We start from the raw sequence: 19,462 nt of genomic DNA, 5'->3' as shown, positions 1-19,462 counted from the left end.
CTTATTATTGAATTTGCTTCAAGTAGGCGACCAGCTCTTTAATTTCCTTATCGGATAAGTCCTTCGTTTGACCGTGCTGATTGCCAGCCCGCTTGATGACATCCTCCAGCGTAGCTGCACTGCCGTCATGCAGATACGGCGCCGTCGCATAGACGCCTCGAAGGGTCGGCGTGTCGTAGTACCCCCGCTCGCGCGTGTTCACGAAAGCACCGCGGGCATCGCCCGCATAATCTTTGTCTTGGCTGCCAACCGTGCCTACATTGTGCAAGTAATCCGTATTCGCCGTCGTTAATTTACCGTTGCTGCCCAGCGCCTTGACGCTGTCGGTCCATGCACCCGTTGCATGGCACGTAATGCACTGTGCTTTGCCCTCGAACAGGACTTTGCCGCGTTCGGCATCCGCCGTAAGCTTGCCGTCCTCGGTCCGGAAAGGACTAAGCGGCACCGGAAAAGCATCCGGCATGCGCATATAAGCCTCCAGTGCATCGAACAGCTTTTGCTTATCCGTCGGAAGCGGCTTGGCAGGATCCACGCCTCCCATGCCGCCCATCTCCCCCTGGACAGTATGGATATAATCGCCAAAGTCATCGCGGCTTCCGTCCCACATAAACAGCCCCGTCTCGAAAGCCAAGACGTTGCTCGGGATATTCCGGACTCCTTTGGCCGTCATAATCGACATGGCATCCACTTCGCCGTCGGAGTGGCAGGAAGCGCAGCTCATCCAATTGTTTCCGGCAAGCGGAAAATCATCGGAGTTCCCGCTGTAGAACAACGTTTTGCCGAGGCGCTGCTGCGCGTTCAAACGATCCACGGCAATCAGCGGCAGCGGCTTCCCATCCACGCGCGCTTGACCGCCTTCCTCCTCTTCGGGAGGCAGGGTTACAACCGTCAAGTCATGCGAGCTCAAATTATGAATGTAAAGCTTGCTTCCATCCGCTGACATGACCATACCGATCGGAAAATCACCCGGTAGATGATGGATCATCTGACCTGCTCTGCCGCCCCTCGCCATATCGAAGACAAGGAGATCCTCACTGCCGCCCATTAACGCATACGCTTTGCTGCCATCCTTCGAGAACACTACATCCGTCGGATTAGATACGATCGTCGTCTTGCCGAATTTATCCTTCACGTCAATCGCCTTGAACAGCTCCTTGCGCGCCTTCTGTTCTTCTGTACCCGTCCACGCGTCCACGATCGAGAGTGCCGGAAAAATAACTTCCTCGAATTGGACCGGCGTATCCGTATTTGTGATCAGATGCGCTTCCCACAACGATTTGCCGTCTGGCGTGAGCCGCAGCTGCTCCACGGTGTTCGGCTTGCCCTGGCTTTTCTTCCGATCCTGCTGATCCGGTGACGGCGCAAGCGCGTTGTTACTGACCAGCTTCATGTCGCCTGTCTGAAATACCTCCGTCGACGCTTTCAAGTAATCCGAGACATACAGCTTCGTTCCGTCGGCATTTAAAGCTAGCGCCCTCGGGTTCGTGCCCGCCTCGGCTTGCTTCAGCACCTTGCGGCTCGCCGTATCGACGATGGAGACCGTTCCCGAGCGATAGTTGGTTACGTAAATCAGCTTGCCGTCTGGGCTTGCAACGATCCCGAACGGCTCAATGCCGGTCTTGACGGAGCCGAGCACCTTGCCTTTATCGATATCAACCCATTCTACGGAATTGGCATACCGGCAGGTCACGTAGAGCGTGGAGCCGTCTGATGAGAGTGCAAGCTCCCGCGGTTCTTTGCCAACAGCGATTTCCTTCACGACCTTGCGATTCTTGGCGTCGACAATGGTAACCGTATTGGAATCGCCGTTTGCGATATACAGCCGCTCGCCGTCCGGACTGCTGACAATGCTGCTGCCGGATTGAGGCGCCGGTGCCGCTTGCTCGCCCGAGGAAGCGCATGCGCTTAATAACGCCATAACGGCGAGTGCACCTGCACTCGCCGCCCATTTGATTGCCTGCAATCCGTTATTTTGTAATTTCAACCGGAAGAAGTATCGGAGCAATGCCATTCTCACCATTCCCTTTCTGTATCTGAGGCACGGTATCGCCGTCTGTGTTGCCGGATTCGTCGCCTTCCTTGTACACGTCGCCGGTATCCCAGAATTCGCTCGCCTGCATCCCTTCATCCAGCGTCGGACCGTTGATGACCTGACGGAAGAAGGAAACGTAGCGGTCTTGAATCGTGCTTTGATCCAGCGCCTTCGGCGAGTCGCTGTCACCGCTCGTGTTTTTCAAGTGTTCCAGCGCAAGGCGGAAGACCGCAGATACGCCTCCAGCTGTGAACGCATCGTATTTAGCCTCGTCGCCGCTCGTTTTGTATGCCTTTAGCTCTTTATCCCACAGCTTCTCGTCCATAGCTGTGTACAGCTTGCGCGCCGCATCGCGGTATTTCTCGTCCTCGGTCACGAGGAACGCGGAGGTCAGGCCGCGAATCGCGCCAATTTGCGCTTTCAGCGATGTATCCGTGCTTGCGGTGCCTTTCTCCGTATCGTAGCCGGTCAACGCCAAGCCGTCTTTATTAATGAGCGATTTCAAGATGAAATCCGCCTGCTTTACGATCATGTCTTTTGCGGCAGTGCCCTGCTCCGTCTTCAAGCCCTCGGCAGCATCTCCGCTCGCATAGCCGACGGGCAGGCCGTCAATTGCGCGTTCGAACATGCGCAGCGCTTCAATGGTATAGCCCGCTTGGAACGTATCCACCTGCGTGCCCTGCTTGTTGCCATCCGATTCCGAGACGAAAGTGCCGTCCTTCTCGTTCCAGTGACGGTTCTTCACATTGTCGAACACCGCCAGCAGAACATCATGGGCTACGGTATACGGGTCTGTCGAAGCGATGTCATTCGAAGCGTCGCTGTCCGTATTCACCGCAGGCGCAGCCGGGAACGGATCCCCGTCGAATACGCGCGCGAATGCCGGGTTGCGGTTCGGATTGTCCGTGCGCTGATCCGTCATGCCGAAGAATTCCGACGTCGGCCATAGCATCAGCCACTGATCCTGCAGCAGGCTGCGGCCGTCGCTTACCTTGAGGCTCTTCACATTAGCGAAATCCTTATCCCCGTTTTCTTCCACATCGACCGCGTGCAGCAAATAACCGCCGGCTGTCTGCGACAATGCGCCAATCGCTTTGGAAGACGAATTGTAGAACAGGTTATCGCGGACGTAGAGCAGCTTGTTCCACACTTCGTCCGTCAGAATCATCCCCTGCATGCCGTCCACGGAGCTCACGCCGAGCTTCAAGCCTTGATCGCCTTCCGGCCCTGATTTGGCCGTGGACGCATCCACCTCTTCATCGGTCTTGGCATCGTGCAGGTTGCCAAGGAAGTCGCCGGCCCACAGGGATTGCTTCAGCATCGTGCCGCCGTAGGCAGCAGGAATAAGCTGTTTCTTCATCTTATCCCGGTTCCAGCGAAGGGAGGCAAAATCTACTTGATACGTAGGGATATAAGTGCCGTTATCGCCGTCAGCGAATTTCTCCGTCGCGACCTTCTGGTTGTAGTGCGGGTCGCCCTCCGCGTATTCGATAAAGGTCGGGTACATGTTTTGCTGAATGGCATCCGCAGACTGTCCAACGCTCTCGGCCATATGCTGGAAGCGCGTTGCAAGCAGCTCATTGTTCTGAACCCCGGATTTTTTAGCCTGTTCTGCAATGGCAGGACCGTTGACGAGGTGCAGGCCCATGCCCGATTTCTCAACGACCTCATACATCGCTTCCTCGGAATATTCGTAGGACTCGATGCCTGCCGCGTAGTCGAAGGCCGTCGGCGAATCCAGCTTTCCGGCATCCAGCACGTCAAGATCGACACCGAGCGATTCCGCCAGCGGCTCGCCGGATAATTCGAATTCCGCGTACGCAAACATATTGCCGGCCGTATCAAAATGATAGTCCGATACTTTCACATGCACATCGCTGCTGCAGCCTGTAACGGCTACGGAGCAGGCAAGCAAGGCGGACACGGCAGCCGCTGTCGATTTCTTCTTACTGAATTTCATGGAATTAGTCCCCAATCTACGCCTTTAATTTATATTTTCATGCACCTTCATTAACAATGAGAATCATTATCACATAATGAGGATTCTACCCTTTTTTTAAAAGAATGGCAATGGTTTTTTGAAACCTTGAATTATTTGTCTCAAAGTTTGTCCTTCTTGGAATTAGGGACGCATATCTTAATCATACAAAGCCGCGGATTGTTGTATGTCCTGCGGTGCGGTAGAGGGAGGCTTGGTGTTCGTGCATGATTTTCAGCATATTTTTATCAGCATTATTATAGAAGCTTTTCCATTCATCCTGCTCGGCGTCTTCTTCTCCGCGCTGCTGCAGGTATTCGTCTCGGACATGATGATTGCCAAGCTGACGCCCCGAAATCCCGTTATCGGCGTACTCTTCGGCTGCTTGCTCGGCGTTCTGCTGCCCTTATGTGAATGCGGCATGATTCCGGTCGTTCGGCGGCTGATTCATAAGGGCATGCCTCCCTATATCGGCATGGTCTTCATCTTCGCGGGTCCTATCGTGAATCCAATCGTTTTCGCGTCCACCTATCAGGCTTTCCGATCGGAGCCGCAAATGGCTTATGCCCGAATGGGACTTGCTTTCGTGATTTGCTTCGTGCTCGGTTTTGTATTGATTGCTTTCATGAAACGCAATCCGCTTAAACATTCGCTGCACGGCTTCGCGTTCAGAGGCTCCAGGCAGCTTGACCACAATCACCAATACAATCACGGGCATATGAACGGCGGACTGCGTGAGCGCGTACAGGCAACCTTTACGCATGCCTCCGACGAATTTTTTGACATCGGCAAATATTTGATCATCGGCGCCTTTCTGACCGCGCTTATCCAATCGGCTCTGGATCAGGGAACGCTGCTCTCCATCAGCAGCGAGCCGGCATTCGCGAATGGAATCATGATGGCAGCGGGCTTTGCGCTGTCGCTCTGCTCCACGTCCGATGCCTTCGTGGCATCATCGTTCCATGGCCTATTTCAACCAGGGGCCCTGCTCGCCTTCCTGGTGTTCGGACCTATGGTCGACGTGAAGAGCCTGCTGTTATTGCTCGCCGCCTTCCGGAGCAAAGTCGTCATTGGTATTGTCCTATTCTTGGCTGCCGCTGTCTGGCTCGGTTCCATGCTGACCGAGCGGCTGCTATTCGGTTCGTGAGGAGCTGACCCCAATGTTCACGAAACAGCGAATTGCCGTCATCCATCATTCCATACGGTGCGGGATTCTAAGCGCATTCGGCATCTATATCGTCTTTCTCGTTCGCACGGGAACTCTCGTCCAATACGTGGAACCGGGTCTTGCCGTCTATGTCAAGCTATCCGCGATGGGGCTGTTCGCAACCGCTATCTACCAGCTGCAATCCGCCTTTCAGGAATGGCAGGGCTATTCGGCTGCCGCGTGCGATTGCAACCATGAGCCCTCGCGTTCCGTTGCCGCCAATATACTGATTTACGGATTGTTCGTGCTGCCCCTCGCCCTCGGATTCCTCTTCTAAACTGGAAATAATTACATCATAAGAATGAATCCGCTTTCGAATAAAACCTTCCAGTCAATCCATACTAAGGGTACAAGCAAAGGAGGTGATTACAATGGCTTCCAATCGCAGCAGCAATTCCTTGGTTGTCCCTAACGCAAGTGCGGCTCTGGATCAAATGAAATATGAGGTCGCAAGAGAAATCGGCATTTCCCTTCCGCAAGACGGCTACTATGGCGACATGGCAACCCGTGACGCAGGCGCAATCGGCGGGAACATCACGCGCAGACTCTGCCAAATGGCGGAAATGCAATTAGCCGGTACAGCTTTCCGTTAATAGGAATTGCACAAAAAAGCTGCCCCCGCGAGAAGAGGCAGCTTTTTAGCTATGAAGTTAAGGCGTGTCACGTAAGGCCTGCTGGCCGTACTTTGGCGTATAGCGGAACATGCCATTGGCTAAATTGTAGTTCGATTCGAAGAGGATGCTGGCCGACCAGGTGCCCGTTCCGGAGCGGACGGAGAAGTCATACATGATTTCGCCATGGGTCCAATTCCGCTTCAGCTTGATGGAATCGATCGCCATTTGACGAAAAGCTTGAACCTGTTCCCGCGTCATCCCCTGCTCGGATTGGCCGATTTGGCCGTTCCTGCTCTCGATTGGGTTGTGGCGAACGCCGTATTTACCGACGACGTTATTTCGGATTTGAATGATGACGGTGCCTGCCAACGAATGCAGCAGTTCTTCTTCCAATTGTTTAAAGACGAAATCCACTTGCCGACTTAAAGGCATTGCATCCAAATTCACGTCTTGTCGCCTCCGCTATCCTGATATGATAAATTTTCCAACTCGTTCGATAGGCCCATTATATGACAACCTTACTATTCAATCAACTATTATTTTACAAATACCTTACAGAATTATAGTTCTTTCGACATACAAATACGCAAACATTACAGTCCTTTCGACATGAATGGATCGCATTAGACCCATATAGACAAAAAACGGTGCGGTGATATAATAGGATTATTCCAAATATAGGGGGAGCATTCACGATGCAATGGTTCACATCATTATCAATTCGCAACAAGCTTTTGGGCGGCTGTTATACCATCGTCGGCATTTTTTCGATCGCTCTATTACTCGGCTTGCTTATGACGGGCGGCAGCATCATTCTCGGACTTTGCATTATCGTGATTGCTGCTGTCGTCACATTCCCTCTTGTGCGCGTGATCGAGACAGCGCTTACATCATCAATTGACGAAATGACCTCCATCGCGTTCGGCATTGCAAAAGGAGATTTCACGCGGAAAGTCGACGTCTCTTCTTCCGCCTCGCTTGGCGAGCTTGGTCATTCCTTCAACAGCATGGTGGACAAGCTCCGCGACATTTTGAAGGAGACCTCCAGCATCTCAAGACTCGTCAACGATACAAGCCGCAGCATTTCTGATAAAAACGTGGATTTGAAGCAGGTCATGGAGCAGGTCGCCTCCTCTGCCGGCGAATTGGCCACGGGCGCCAACGAAATTTCCGAGGATGTCAGCGATATGGCCGACTCCATCCGCGAAATCGAAGACAAGGTGTCCGCTTACGCCCACTCGACCAAAGAAATGAACGACCGCTCCGAACAGACGCTCATCCTGGTCGAGCGTGGACGCCAAGCAGTCGACAGCCAGGTGCAAGGCATGACCCGCAATGTGGAGGCCACCTCGCAAGTTTCCGCGACGATCGAGGATCTCGCTCAGAAGGCGGAAGGCATCTCAGCGATAACGAGAACGATTTCGGACTTGGCGGAACAAACCAATCTGCTGTCGCTTAACGCATCCATTGAAGCGGCACGCGCCGGCGAGCACGGCCGCGGATTCGCCGTTGTCGCGCAGGAAGTCCGCAAGCTTGCCGAGGAATCCACGTCCTCGACGAAGGAAGTGTTCACGCTCGTACGTGATATCGACCACGGAGTGAAGCAGGCCATTCGTAATATCAAAGTCAATGAAGAGGTCGTACATACGCAAATGCAGATTTTGAAGGACTCGGAGCATATCTTCTCCGAGCTGGTAACCAGCGTGACGTTCATTACGAACCTGATCGCCCAATTCTCCAGCGAGAGCGACGCGATGCTCGACAGCGCACGTAAGATTTCCGGCTCTATCCAGAACATTTCGGCCATCACGCAGGAATCCGCCGCCGGTACCGAACAGGTATCTGCCTCCATGAACGAGCAGATCGGCTCCGTTCAGGCCGTCGTCGCGGAAACGGAGAAAATGCAGCTGGTGGTCATGCAGCTTCAGCGGACGATGTCGATCTTCAAAATCTAGGATTACGCAAGCTAATCCCTCAGCTCCGCTTCACGCGGCGGTTGGGGGATTTTTGACGTACGAAGCTCACCACAAAAAAGCTGACCTCCAATTACAGGTCAGCTTTAATTTGCAGGCTATGTATGCGTGCGGTTGCTGCTTACAAGCTCTTGTTATAATCGTAGCCGATGGCTTGCAGGAACGCGCGCGCCAGTACGGCATGGCCGGCCTGATTCGGGTGAACCCTGTCCCACGCAAGCGTACCGGAATACAAGTGCTCAAGCACCTCGTTGAATGCGTTCTGTGTATCCACGACTATTGCATCGTACTTCGCGGCGATGCGTCTTACGGCTGCTCCGTAAAGATCCATCTTCGCACGCATCGCATCATTCGGATTGGACTCGATGAAGAACGGCGTCATCAGAACCAGTCCTTTCAGCTGCGGATTGGTCTTCGCGACAAGCGTATCTAGGACAGCCTCATACTCTTCCAGATACACATGCGATTCCGTGATCGTCGGCGTGTCGAATTGACGCCATACGTCATTGGTTCCGATCATAATGGAGAGCCAATCCGGCTTCAAATCAAGCACGTCGGTTTGCCAGCGTTCCTTCAAATCCCGAACATTGTTGCCGCTGATGCCCATGTTGACGACACGAATGCCCAGCTCCGGGTAAGTTGAAGTGAGGAGCGCGTCCACGATGCCGACATAGCCTTTACCAATTGCATCGAACAAGCCTTCCCCGACGGGTCTTGCCCGATTGCAATCCGTGATGGAATCCCCGATCATGACCAGCTTCTCGTTCTTTCCAATCTTCATTCTGCGCAGCCTCCTCTTAATACGTGCCTAGGAAAAACCGAATGACCTTGTCGTTAAAGCCCGGCAGGCCTTCATGGCCGAAATCCGGATAGATCTCCAGCCGCTTAGCTGCCGTTATTTTGTTATACGCGGCAAACTGCGTAGACGGCGGGCAGATGGTATCCATCAAGCCAACGCCCATAAGCACCTCGCCCTCAATGCGGTTCGCCAGGAACTGAATGTCGATATAGCCAAGCTTCGTAAAGATCTCCTCTTCCCGCTCATGCTGCGGATCGAAATGACGGAAGAAGGTGCGCAGCTCCGCATAAGCGTCTCTATCGAGATCCATTTCCCACACGCGGCGGTAATCGCTGAGGAACGGGAATACCGGCGCAAGCTTGGACACTCTCGGCTCAAGCGCAGCGCATGCAATCGTAAGCGCTCCGCCCTGCGAGCCGCCCATGGCATATACATGCGCAGGATCGACCTCCGTGCTGTTTAACGCAATTCCCGCCAGCTGCGCGCAGTCGAGGAAAATATGGCGGAACAGCAGCTGATCCGGGTGATCGTCCAACCCGCGGATAATATGCCCATTATGTGTGTTTCCTTTCACGCTGCCAGCGTCCTCGGAATAACCGCCTTGGCCGCGGCAATCCATGGCAAACACCGAGTAGCCGAGCGATACCAAGCTCAGCTTATCCGCCCAGTCTCCGGCATTTGCCGTATAGCCGTGAAATTGCACGACTGCAGGATGGGGCTGCTCCGCGCCGCGTGGGCGCGCGTATTTCACATGGATGCGCGCGCCTCTGACGCCGGTGAAATAGAGGTCGAAGCATTCCGCCGCCGGCGTCTGAAATTCGCTTGGCACAAGCTCGATCGCAGCGTCCACCTGACGCATTTCATTCAGTGCACGCTCCCAATAAGCATCAAAATCGACAGGGCGCGGGTTAATTCCTGAATACGCTTGCAATTCATGAATCGGCATATCGATGGCTGGCATGTCCTCTTCCCCTTTACGAGTCATTATTCTTTTCCATGTTAGAACGTAAAAGCGGCGCTGTAAAGGGTAAGTTTTCGTGTATTGGTGCATGATCGAGGGCATTGAGGGCAAAATGATGGCGAAGCGCTGCAGCATGTTAATCGATGGAGGGAAGACCATGCAACGGTGGAATCGCGTGCGTAAAACCGCAATACTGCTACTAACTTTGACAGCGCTCTGCTTCGTTCACGGGCGTCAGGAAGCCGGTGCTAAGGCGGATCTACATGCTGGAAGCCTTCATCCTATACGAATGGCGCCTGAGTCGTCTGAAGCGTCCGTCTCCGAAGCAAGGCAGTTCGTCAAAAAAAAGCGAAGCCGATCGAAGCCGATCTCATGGGTTGCCCTGCAGCAGCGTTATCCAGGTTCATTCGTCATCTGGGGTCCGCGCCGTGACCGCAAGGTCGCGCTTACGTTCGACGATGTACCTGATCCGAAATATACGCCGCAGGTGCTCGAAACGTTGGCCCGCTTCAAGGTAAAAGCCACCTTCTTCGTCGTCGGACAACGAGCCGATGCTTACCCGGCCCTCGTGAAACGCATGCGCAGCGAAGGACATATTATCGGAAATCATTCCTATAATCATCCGGTCTTCTCCCGTGTTTCGCTTCTTACGCTGCAGCAGCAGATCACGCGGACCGAATACATTATTCGGCCGCTTGCAGGCTACAGTCCGCGCTATGTACGCCCGCCTTACGGGGAGATCATGCCCGAGCAGGTGGAATGGCTGAGAAGCAAAGGCTATATTGTCGTGAACTGGGACGTCGACTCTCAGGATTGGCGCAGCCTGGACAGTAATAAGATTCTAATTAACATCAAAAAAACGCTCCAGCCCGGCTCCATCATTCTCCAGCATGCCGGCGGCGGGGAAGGACAAGATCTCTCGGGCACGCTTGCAGCGCTGCCCCGCCTTATTAAATTGCTGCAAAGTAAAGGCTATCAGATCGTAACGCTGCCGGAGCTCCTCGGACAGAGCGCCAGCCGCTAGGCGGCACAGACCGCAATCGCGAAAACGGCAGCCCATGCGGGCTGCCGTTTCAAAAGACGATACGATAATTCTATTCAAGAACAAAAACCTTCACGTATTGAAATCCGAACGAACTAGCCTTTGCTCGAGATTGCGGAAGGAAAATATCGATTCGGTCCCCTTTTATCGCCCCGCCTTGGTCTGATGCAATCGCAAGCATCCCGCCTACAGGCAATCCGTCATGGTCATAGCCTGTAACAAACACTTTACTCCCCATCGGAATGACTTTCGGATCTACTGCGATTGTGCCAAGCTTAAGCGGATTTCCAAAATAATCCACTGCGCCCCAATTGCCGTTCTCTTCGGCCGCTGCCGTATAAGCGCTGGCTTTCACCTGCACCACGTCCGAGAAATCGTACGTTCTGCCGCTAATCGTAATTTTCTCCTGAACGCGGTCGACCGCGTTCAAACTTACTTCGCTGCCGATCGAAGCTGCATGCACCTTGGACGCTTTAACCGCCGCCGGGGCAGCTTTCGGCGTTACGGAGGATGGAATAACAATGCTTAAGCCCTGGTAGATATTGTTCGCGTTGACGCCGGGATTCGCTGCCTTCAGCTGCGCAACGGAAACGCCGAACTGAGCGGACAATTTCCAGAACGTATCGGAATCCTTCGCTTTATACAGCGACGAGGCATGTGCCGTAACGCCTTGGGACAAAATAGCAATGCTAAGCGCTGCAGTAACAACGCCTTTCTTCCAGTGTTTCATCATGTTCTAAGTAGCCTCCTTAAGATTTACGGACTACACCCAAATAATCAGGAATATTCCGTCATCGCTAGAATGACAACCGCCATAGAAAATCAGCTGACTGTCGTTCTTCGCATGCGGCCTACGAGGTTAGTTGTCGGATTCGGATTGAGGAGTTCAACCCTACGCATATAAATGCGATTCACCCCAGCGCCAGAGCGCAATCAACCCGCCATGTGATGGTCATCAAATGACTGGGCCGGAGCAGCATGACCTGCCCCAAAAAGATCCCCCGTACGTAAAACGTTTCGGCTCGCCTAATAGAATAGCACAGGGATCGTACTCATCCTAGCGGTAAATGCCACCATCACCCTTCAGCGCTATGTATAACATCCATTTTACGCAGTCCGATCGTAACCGTCGTACCTTGGCCGGGCTCGCTGCTGATGTCCATACGGCCTTGATGGCCCTCGATAATCCGATAGCAAATCATGAGGCCAAGACCGGTTCCGCTCGCCTTGGTCGTGAAGAACGGACCGCCAAGCATGGACAGCTGATTCTCGGGGATGCCGATTCCTTGATCCGCAATGGAGACCGTGATTTCATCCAGCTCGCCCGATGTCAAATCAATGGATACGATCCCGCCCTGCGGCATGGATTCAATCGCATTCTTGATAACATTCACGAAAACCTGCTTCAGCTGGTTCTCCTCGCAGAGAAGCTCGGCTGCGGCCGTGTCGTAATTGGCGACCAGCTGGACGTTGTTCATGATGGCCTGCGTTTCGAGCAGCGTCAGCACGCTTTGGATGGTTTTGATCAGATCATGTCTGCGGAACTGGTTAGCCTGCGGCTTCGCGAGTGCCATGAACTCTTGAACGATTGTATTGATCCGATCCAGCTCCACCAGCATAATGTCAAAATATTCATGGTAATTATTGATTCGGGTCTTTAGAAATTTAGAAAATCCGATCAGCGACGTCAACGGGTTTCGAATTTCATGCGCGATGCCTGCCGCCATTTGACCGACGACCGACAGCTTCTCGGATTGAATCAGCGCTTCTTCTTCCTTCTTGCGTTCCCGAATATCGCGAAAAACGCTTTGAGCGACGGTTCCTTTTCCCAGATAGTTGCGGATCCGGGTGCTCGAAGCCTCCACATCAATGATTTCTCCCGATACGTCGATGACCTTGAAGTGCGCAAATTCATTGGGCTCGTCCGTATTCATGACCTTCTTGATGCGGTCAACGGAAAATTCAATGTAATCCGGGTGCAGGAAACGACTGATTGACGGGTCACGCTGCATGTCAGCCTCCGTCGTGCCGAGAAGCTTCAAACCGGCTTGATTCGTAAAAAAGATCGTATTTCCATCATGAACGAAGATCGGTTCAGGTAAATATTGAATTAATCGTTTGTAACTCGTTGTATCTGGAACCGATTCCGAAATAGGCTCCTTCGTGATCGACGAAAGCTGCAATTGACGTTTTACGCGCACAGCAAGGGACTGATTATTATAAACGGCTCTCCGCCTCATGTCCAACCTCCGTAGGTAGTAGAACAAGCTACGGTACTTACTTCGCTCTCCGTTCGTCAATCCCTTCGGTATGAGAAACAATTAATGTGATTTTATACCGCGCAGCAGCGTGACGATGCCGAAATCAAAAATCGGCAAAATTCGTTCCAATAATAAAGCCGTTGGTTCTTCATGGCTGGTGTAGGTGCTGACATACCCCTGAATGTAATAGAACAAGACCCGCGCTTCATTAATCGCCGTTTCCGCATCCTTAGTCGCAGCCCCCGGCATAGCCTGCTCCAGCGCTGCCTTCATATGCGCAAACAATCGGTTGCGGATGACATTGATTTCAAGCGCAGGCGCAGGATCGTCCACGCGCACGGACCCGGACATGAATAAGACCGTATGCAGGCTTCCGTTGCTGAGACAGAAGACGACATAACGTCTGCAGACAGCCAGCAGCTTGTCCATAGGCGAGAGTGCCGGATTCTCCATCTCCGCCAAGAAGCCGTTCTCAAGCTCGAGCAGCGACGGAATCGCGATTTGCTGAAGCAGCTCCTCTTTATTCTTGAAATACAAATAGATAGCCGTGTGGGAGCAGCCGGCCTGCTTGGCAATTTCCCGCATCGTAACAGAAGGATAGCCTCTTTCCGCAAAAAGCTCCGCTGCCGCCTGCCGTATAGCGGCCTTCATATCTTCCGTTAATTGTTTTCTGCGCGATGTCATGAATCATCAGCCTCCAACTTAATAACCAATGGTTACATGTTAAACGACCGTAATATGACCGTCAAGCAAACAAAAAGACGACCGCAGGACGGCCGTCTCATTCAAAATGCTTATTAGTTAGGAAGTGAATTCCTGCACCCATTCCCCGTTATAATAAGCGACGCCGATTTTGCCATAATGGCTGTTCAGGATGTTCGCTTTGTGACCGGGGCTGTTCATCCAGGCTTTCATGACCTCCTGCGGGGTGCGCTGTCCCTTGGCGATATTCTCGCCCGCATAGGAATAAGTGACGCCATAAGCACGCATCATATCAAACGGAGAACCGTAGGTCGGCGAATTATGGTCGAAATAGTTGTTGGCATACATGTCTTTGGCCTTGTCGAGCGCAACTTTATTCAGCAGCGAATTGGGCTTCAGCGCAGACAGTCCGGCATTTGCCCGTTCCTTGTTGACTAAGGACACGACTTGCGAAGCGAATGTACTCTTGTCCGTCACGCTTGTCCCCGTGTTCGAGGAACCGCCGGCCGGAACACTGCCTCCGCCGGTAGGCGAGCCGCCGCCATTGTTACCGCTTACGGGAGCATGCAGCGTCATGCCCGGCCAGATGAAATTCGGGTTGGCGATCGCCGGATTGGCTGCGAGCAGCGTGTTCAGGTTGATGCCATATTTCTTGGCAATTTGGTACAGCGTATCGTTCGCAATCACTTTGTACGTAACGGTGGTGTTCACGGAGGCTGCTTCGGCCTTCTGCAGTGCTGCTCCACCACCAAACGCAATGATACCAACTGCGAGTAAGCCAGCGACACCTGTTCGAACGGTTTGCATCTTCATGAAAAATCCTCCTCGTGAGTAAAAGTGTGTGACGTTTTTCCGACGCCACCCATGTTATCACGGAAGAATACGCATTTCATCGCATAAAATCTTCCACGTCGCGGTGATTGCCGCATTTAGGTGATTTCATCGTATACAAAATCCAGGCTGTCTGCCTTCTTCAAATTGCAGTCCGCGCAGGCGCAGACGCAGTTCATCGGCGAGGATAATCCGCCCTTTGATTTCGGCATAACATGGTCGATCGTATCGCCGAACTGGCCGCAATACCGGCAAATATAATTGTCTCGCTGCAGCACGAGCAGCCGGAAATCCGTTTTCGTATAAAGCTTGTGGATAAGCCCGGGGTGGATGATGCCCGCGGCTCCTTCTTCGACCATGCGGACAGCCATTTCCGTGGGAATGTCCGTCGACCAGCGCTTGCCGGTTTCGCGATGGCCGCGCAGCCGAATTACCCCGCGGCCCCGGTCGTTTAGAATGGATGTTTTGTACGTAAATTTCCCTTTGATTGGGACGATCTTCCGGTCAGGTGGTCTGACGGCCGCGGGTGCTTCGCCCGCTTCAGCCTTCTCCTGCTTCGCGTTCGCATGGCTGCGTTTGCGGCGCCGCTGCTTGCGCTTACGCACGCGGGATGGCTGCTCATTTACAGCCGCCGTACTCGTCACGGCGGTTTCAGCTGCGTCTTCGATCGATTCTGCACCATCCGCTTGTTCTTCAGCGGAATGCTGCCCTGCTGAAGCTTTGCTACCGCCGCGCTTACGCTTACGTTTGCGTTTGCGCCGTTTCGGAGGCATGGCAGCGATTTCAACTGTCTCCTGCTCCACTCCCAGTTCCGTTCTCTCGCCCGCAGCCTCATCTTCGCTGCCATTCACTTCGGCAGCCTTTAATCCGCCGTCATCCGGCTGCTGCTTGCGCCTGCGGATGCACGTGCGGCAAGTTCCGCGCCGGCTGCTGCTTCCTGCACGTTTCGCGAATGCGGACAAGGGCTTCTCCTTGCCGCAAGCCGTGCATACTTTCGACTCCGTCGTCATTTATTTCGCTCCGTTCAGCCGGCTCATTCACGGCTAAGTAGTCCGTTCCGATCGATCAAGGTGTAAGTCCGTGCAGCTTCCGAAACTGCTCCGGCGTCATGCCCTCAGCCTTGCCGAAGGCCGATATGTAATGGCTGGGGTCCCGATAACCCGACAGCTGGGCTATTTCTTTAATCGAACGTTTGTTGTCGCCAAAGCTCATCATCTCTTTGGACTTAATGATGCGCAGCCGAATCAGGTAGGCATACGCCGTAATGCCGAACGCTTGTCGGAACAGCGAATTCAAATAGCGGGGACTGATGTCCAGCTGCGCCGCCATATCAGTCAGCCCGATCTCCGGATCGCCGTAATTCACATCCAGCCAGTGAAGAAGCGGATCAAGCTTCTCCAGATGCTGATAGACGGAAGAACGGCCGCCCTTCTGCCCGTAAATCTTTACCATCGTCAGAAACCGGTACAGCAATGCCGATGCATTGAGACCCGTGCGGTCGTCATCCTGCTTGACTTGTTCGATCATGCTGAGCAGCTGCGACGTAATCGGCGCATCCTCGTTCCAATGAAGCCATTCCGTATGGCGAATGCCTAGTGAACCAAGCAATGAAGCTGCCAGAGAGCCCCCGAAGGTTACATACAGCGTGGACCATCTCTTCCCGCCCTTAGCTGAATAGGAATGAGGTACACCTGGAAATAGAAGGGAGCCGCTGCCGGGCGGAAGCGAGTATAGACGGCCGTTCAGCTGAAATTCGCCTTCGCCTTCCAGCGTCTGCAGCCAATGAAAGTTAGGATAGCCCTTGGTGCGGTCGATGGACTCTTGGTCCGGGTTATAACCGATACTGTCCATGTAAAGCGGCAGATCGTACTCGCTTAGCGTAAACATGTAATGGGTCAAATGCGTGGAATGCGCGTTCAGCACGATATCCTTCAGACCCTTTATCTGTTCCATATTATCATATCCTGCCAATCGTATTTTATATATCCCTTAACGGGATCTTACCATAAAATAGAGCTGTTATCATCATTTACGCCGAAGGAGACGATGGGGTTGGATACAAGAAGACTGCCCAAAATGTTATATGGAGGAGACTACAATCCTGAGCAGTGGGATGCGTCCATATGGCCGGAGGATATGCGCCTGATCGAGCTGGCCGGCATGAATATCGCAACCGTGAATGTTTTCTCTTGGGCGATGCTTCAGCCCAATGAAGATACCTATAATTTCGAAACGCTTGATCGGATTATGGACATGCTCCAGCAGAACGGCATATATGCCTGCTTGGCTACAAGCACCGGCGCGCATCCGGCATGGATGGCGCGCAAATATCCGGAAGTGACTCGCGTGGATTTCCAAGGCAAGAAGCGCAAATTCGGCGGCCGTCACAATTCCTGCCCGAACAGTCCCGTGTACCGGACCCATTCTACACGGCTCGCATCGAAATTGGCCGAGCGCTACAAGGATCATCCCGCCCTCCTGCTCTGGCACGTCAGTAACGAATACAGCGACCATTGCTATTGCGACAACTGCGAAGCGGCGTTTCGCGTCTGGCTGCAGCAGAAATACGGTACGCTGGACAAGCTGAACGAGAAGTGGAATACGCGCTTCTGGGGCCACACCTTCTACGACTGGGACGAGATCGTTCTGCCGAACGCGCTCTCCGAACAATGGTCCGAGGACAGAACTTGTTTCCAAGGCATCTCGCTGGATTACAACCGCTTCAATTCGGATGGCATCCTGGACTGCTACAAGCTGGAGTATGAAGCACTCAAGGCGCATACGCCGGACATTCCGGTTACGACAAATCTGATGGGTACCTACAAGACGCTCGATTATTTCAAATGGGCCAAGCACATGGACATCATCTCTTGGGACAACTACCCGGGCATGGATACCCCTCCAAGCTTTACGTCGATGTCGCATGATCTCATGCGCGGCTTGAAGGGCGGCGCCCCTTTCCTGCTTATGGAGCAGACGCCAAGCCAGCAGAACTGGCAGGCCTACAATACCTTGAAGCGTCCTGGCATCATGCGGCTGTGGAGCTACCAAGCGATTGCGCATGGTTCCGACAGCGTCATGTTCTTCCAGCTGCGCCGCTCCGCCGGCGCCTGCGAGAAATATCACGGCGCGCTCATCGAGCATGTCGGCCACGAGCATACGCGCGTCTTCCGCGAATGTGCGCAGCTGGGCGAAGAGCTGAATCGCCTGGATACCAAGCTGCTCGGCTCCAGATTGCCGAGCCGGATCGCCATCATGTACGATTGGGAGAATCGCTGGGCAGTCGAGCTCTCGAGCGGCCCGACCGTCGATTTGAAATACGTGAATGAAATCCAGCATTACTACACCGCGCTGTACGAGCAGGGCTACCAGGTCGACATCATCTCCTATGAAGACGATCTGACCCCGTACGACATCGTGCTCTCGCCGGTCATGTACATGGTTAAACCAGGCATGACGGCGCGGATCGAGCAATATGTACAGGACGGCGGCACATTCTTGACGACATTCTTCAGCGGTATCGTCGACGAGCATGACCTTGTGACGCTTGGCGGATATCCAGGTGAATTGCGCAAGCTGCTCGGCATTTGGGCCGAAGAAATCGACGCCTTGTTCCCGGATCAGCGCAATTCGATCCAAATGAAGGAAACGCTGGGCACACTCCAAGGCACATACAGCTGCTCCCTGCTCTGCGACCTCATCCACTCCGAAGGTGCGGACGTGCTTGCGGAATACGGCGAGGATTTCTACAAAGGCATGCCTGCCCTTACCCGCAACCGCTTCGGCAAAGGCGAAGCATGGTACGTCGCTACCAAGCCGGATCAAGCCTTCCTGCAAGGGCTGATGAAATCGCTCTGCGACGCGAAGGGCATTCAGCCGCTGCCGGGCAAAGCGAGCGGCGTAGAAGTCACCCGCCGCGAAATCGATGGACGCCGTTATTTGTTCGTCTTGAACCATAACGCGCAGGAGACGACAATCGACCTTGGCGAGCTCACCGGCACGGACTTGATCAGCGGTCAAACCAAGGCTGGACAGGTGAACCTCCCCTCTTATGATGTCCTTATTATTGAGCACTTTGCTTAATATTGCTTGACACCCGTATCGCATAGCTCCTTTCGCCGCTGAACATATTAGTGGTTAGAAAGGAGCTTGATGCTTTTATGAAAAGATTTTTCGGAACGCTGCTCGGCCTTGTATTGGCTTTTGGCGTTGGTGCACTCATCTACAATTCCGTGCGGGTTACGCCGAACGACCAGTACCATTCCGCCAGCAAGGACAACCTTGGACGACGGATCAAGATGGAAAACGTGGATCGCACGCAGGGACAGGGCTATACCCGGCTGGATGACGGAACGATGCGCGAGAGACGGTTTAACACGCTCAACACCAGCAACAATGGAAATTCGTTGAATGATTGGTTGAATCAAATCGGAGCAGGCAACAACGGCGTTTACTTCGGCGGCATCGGCTACAACGGCAACTATGGCGGCAATGCCGGTAATTATGGGGGAGGCAATGCCGGTAATTATGGCGGCAGTCCCTCCGGCGGCTACAACGGCAATACAGGGAACACTCCCTACAACGGAGGCAATACTGGCGCTAACAATGGCAGCACCGGAAACGCCGGCAACGGCGCACAGAACGAGTCGGGTACTCCCGTCGATTCTACGGTAGCCAGCCAAATTTTGCAGCAGGTGAATGCTGAGCGCGCCAAAGCAGGCGTCCAGCCGCTTACGCTCAGCACACAATTAAACAAAGTGGCGCAGGTGAAATCCAACGACATGCGCGACAAAAACTATTTTGATCATAATTCGCCAACCTATGGCAGTCCGTTCGATATGATGAAATCGTTCGGCATTAGCTATTCCTATGCCGGTGAAAACATCGCAGCGGGCCAACAATCCGTGCAGGCCGTCATGACGGCTTGGATGAACAGCCCCGGACACCGCCAAAACATCCTCAGCTCGAATTATACCCAGCTTGGGGTCGGCTATGCCAAAGGCGGAAATATGAGCCCGTATTGGACGCAAGAATTTACGCGCCCGTAACTGTTAGCAAGCAC

18 protein-coding genes and 1 riboswitch are annotated in these 19,462 nt (G+C 53.5%); of the genes, 7 read left to right on the top strand and 11 right to left on the bottom strand.

Annotation, left to right across the window (positions count from 1 at the left end; genetic code table 11):
- Positions 1-4: 4 nt before the first annotated feature.
- Together KXU80_RS25440 and KXU80_RS25435 are read right to left on the bottom strand one after the other, a co-directional pair.
- Positions 5-2,011: a beta-propeller fold lactonase family protein gene (locus tag KXU80_RS25440; protein ID WP_219835879.1), complete on the bottom strand. Its 2,007-nt coding sequence runs from the start codon at positions 2,009-2,011 to the stop codon at positions 5-7.
- Positions 1,968-3,992, bottom strand: a complete 2,025-nt coding sequence (locus tag KXU80_RS25435; protein ID WP_219835878.1) for a hypothetical protein — start codon at positions 3,990-3,992, stop codon at positions 1,968-1,970. Before KXU80_RS25435 ends, KXU80_RS25440 begins: the two co-directional genes overlap by 44 nt.
- 241 nt (positions 3,993-4,233) lie before the next feature.
- Here KXU80_RS25435 and KXU80_RS25430 point away from each other — a divergent pair, with 241 nt between their 5' ends.
- From KXU80_RS25430 to KXU80_RS25420, 3 genes are all read left to right on the top strand, one after another.
- A complete protein-coding gene (locus tag KXU80_RS25430; RefSeq protein WP_258171153.1) occupies positions 4,234-5,157 on the top strand; it encodes a permease in 924 nt (307 codons plus the stop codon).
- Positions 5,158-5,170: 13 nt separating this feature from the next.
- Positions 5,171-5,494, top strand: a complete 324-nt coding sequence (locus KXU80_RS25425) for a DUF1980 domain-containing protein (protein ID WP_219835876.1) — start codon at positions 5,171-5,173, stop codon at positions 5,492-5,494.
- A gap of 94 nt (positions 5,495-5,588) precedes the next feature.
- Entirely contained in the window at positions 5,589-5,810 is a 222-nt protein-coding gene (locus KXU80_RS25420) for an alpha/beta-type small acid-soluble spore protein (protein ID WP_219835875.1), read from the top strand.
- A gap of 57 nt (positions 5,811-5,867) precedes the next feature.
- Here the strand turns inward: KXU80_RS25420 and KXU80_RS25415 are convergent, their stop codons facing one another.
- Positions 5,868-6,278, bottom strand: a complete 411-nt coding sequence (locus KXU80_RS25415) for an O-methyltransferase (protein ID WP_219835874.1) — start codon at positions 6,276-6,278, stop codon at positions 5,868-5,870.
- Between the two features lie 248 nt (positions 6,279-6,526).
- Here KXU80_RS25415 and KXU80_RS25410 point away from each other — a divergent pair, with 248 nt between their 5' ends.
- Positions 6,527-7,786 carry a methyl-accepting chemotaxis protein gene (locus KXU80_RS25410; protein ID WP_219835873.1) on the top strand — a complete coding sequence of 420 codons (1,260 nt, stop codon included), beginning with the start codon at positions 6,527-6,529 and terminating at the stop codon, positions 7,784-7,786.
- Positions 7,787-7,925: 139 nt separating this feature from the next.
- On the opposite strand, the gene KXU80_RS25405 is transcribed toward KXU80_RS25410, so the two are convergent.
- Positions 7,926-8,585 (bottom strand): SGNH/GDSL hydrolase family protein, encoded by a 660-nt coding sequence (locus KXU80_RS25405; protein WP_219835872.1) that lies wholly within the window; start codon positions 8,583-8,585, stop codon positions 7,926-7,928.
- Positions 8,586-8,601: 16 nt separating this feature from the next.
- Positions 8,602-9,564 (bottom strand): alpha/beta fold hydrolase, encoded by a 963-nt coding sequence (locus tag KXU80_RS25400; protein WP_219835871.1) that lies wholly within the window; start codon positions 9,562-9,564, stop codon positions 8,602-8,604.
- Between the two features lie 157 nt (positions 9,565-9,721).
- Here KXU80_RS25400 and KXU80_RS25395 point away from each other — a divergent pair, with 157 nt between their 5' ends.
- On the top strand, positions 9,722-10,588 hold the full coding sequence (locus KXU80_RS25395) for a polysaccharide deacetylase family protein (protein ID WP_258171152.1): 867 nt from the start codon (positions 9,722-9,724) through the stop codon (positions 10,586-10,588).
- 70 nt (positions 10,589-10,658) lie between these two features.
- Here KXU80_RS25395 and KXU80_RS25390 read toward each other — a convergent pair whose 3' ends face one another.
- From KXU80_RS25390 to KXU80_RS25365, 6 genes are all read right to left on the bottom strand, one after another.
- Positions 10,659-11,339, bottom strand: a complete 681-nt coding sequence (locus tag KXU80_RS25390; protein WP_258171151.1) for a 3D domain-containing protein — start codon at positions 11,337-11,339, stop codon at positions 10,659-10,661.
- Positions 11,340-11,439: 100 nt separating this feature from the next.
- Positions 11,440-11,639: riboswitch (cyclic di-AMP (ydaO/yuaA leader) on the bottom strand.
- Positions 11,640-11,682: 43 nt separating this feature from the next.
- Positions 11,683-12,846 carry an ATP-binding protein gene (locus tag KXU80_RS25385; protein ID WP_219835870.1) on the bottom strand — a complete coding sequence of 388 codons (1,164 nt, stop codon included), beginning with the start codon at positions 12,844-12,846 and terminating at the stop codon, positions 11,683-11,685.
- Between the two features lie 81 nt (positions 12,847-12,927).
- A complete protein-coding gene (locus KXU80_RS25380) occupies positions 12,928-13,551 on the bottom strand; it encodes a TetR/AcrR family transcriptional regulator (RefSeq protein ID WP_219835869.1) in 624 nt (207 codons plus the stop codon).
- Between the two features lie 117 nt (positions 13,552-13,668).
- Positions 13,669-14,376 (bottom strand): CAP domain-containing protein, encoded by a 708-nt coding sequence (locus KXU80_RS25375; protein ID WP_219839241.1) that lies wholly within the window; start codon positions 14,374-14,376, stop codon positions 13,669-13,671.
- Positions 14,377-14,498: 122 nt separating this feature from the next.
- Positions 14,499-15,410 carry an HNH endonuclease gene (locus KXU80_RS25370; protein WP_219835868.1) on the bottom strand — a complete coding sequence of 304 codons (912 nt, stop codon included), beginning with the start codon at positions 15,408-15,410 and terminating at the stop codon, positions 14,499-14,501.
- Between the two features lie 55 nt (positions 15,411-15,465).
- Positions 15,466-16,353 (bottom strand): AraC family transcriptional regulator, encoded by an 888-nt coding sequence (locus tag KXU80_RS25365; protein WP_219835867.1) that lies wholly within the window; start codon positions 16,351-16,353, stop codon positions 15,466-15,468.
- Between the two features lie 93 nt (positions 16,354-16,446).
- Here KXU80_RS25365 and KXU80_RS25360 point away from each other — a divergent pair, with 93 nt between their 5' ends.
- A complete protein-coding gene (locus KXU80_RS25360) occupies positions 16,447-18,483 on the top strand; it encodes a beta-galactosidase (RefSeq protein WP_374987725.1) in 2,037 nt (678 codons plus the stop codon).
- 77 nt (positions 18,484-18,560) lie between these two features.
- A complete protein-coding gene (locus tag KXU80_RS25355) occupies positions 18,561-19,448 on the top strand; it encodes a CAP domain-containing protein (protein ID WP_258171150.1) in 888 nt (295 codons plus the stop codon).
- The last annotated feature ends 14 nt before the right edge of the window (positions 19,449-19,462 follow it).

The organism is Paenibacillus sp. R14(2021) (assembly GCF_019431355.1).
In the GTDB taxonomy this organism is placed as follows: domain Bacteria; phylum Bacillota; class Bacilli; order Paenibacillales; family Paenibacillaceae; genus Paenibacillus_Z.
Note: the sequence above shows the minus strand (reverse complement) of the source record. Positions and strands in the feature narration are given on the sequence as shown.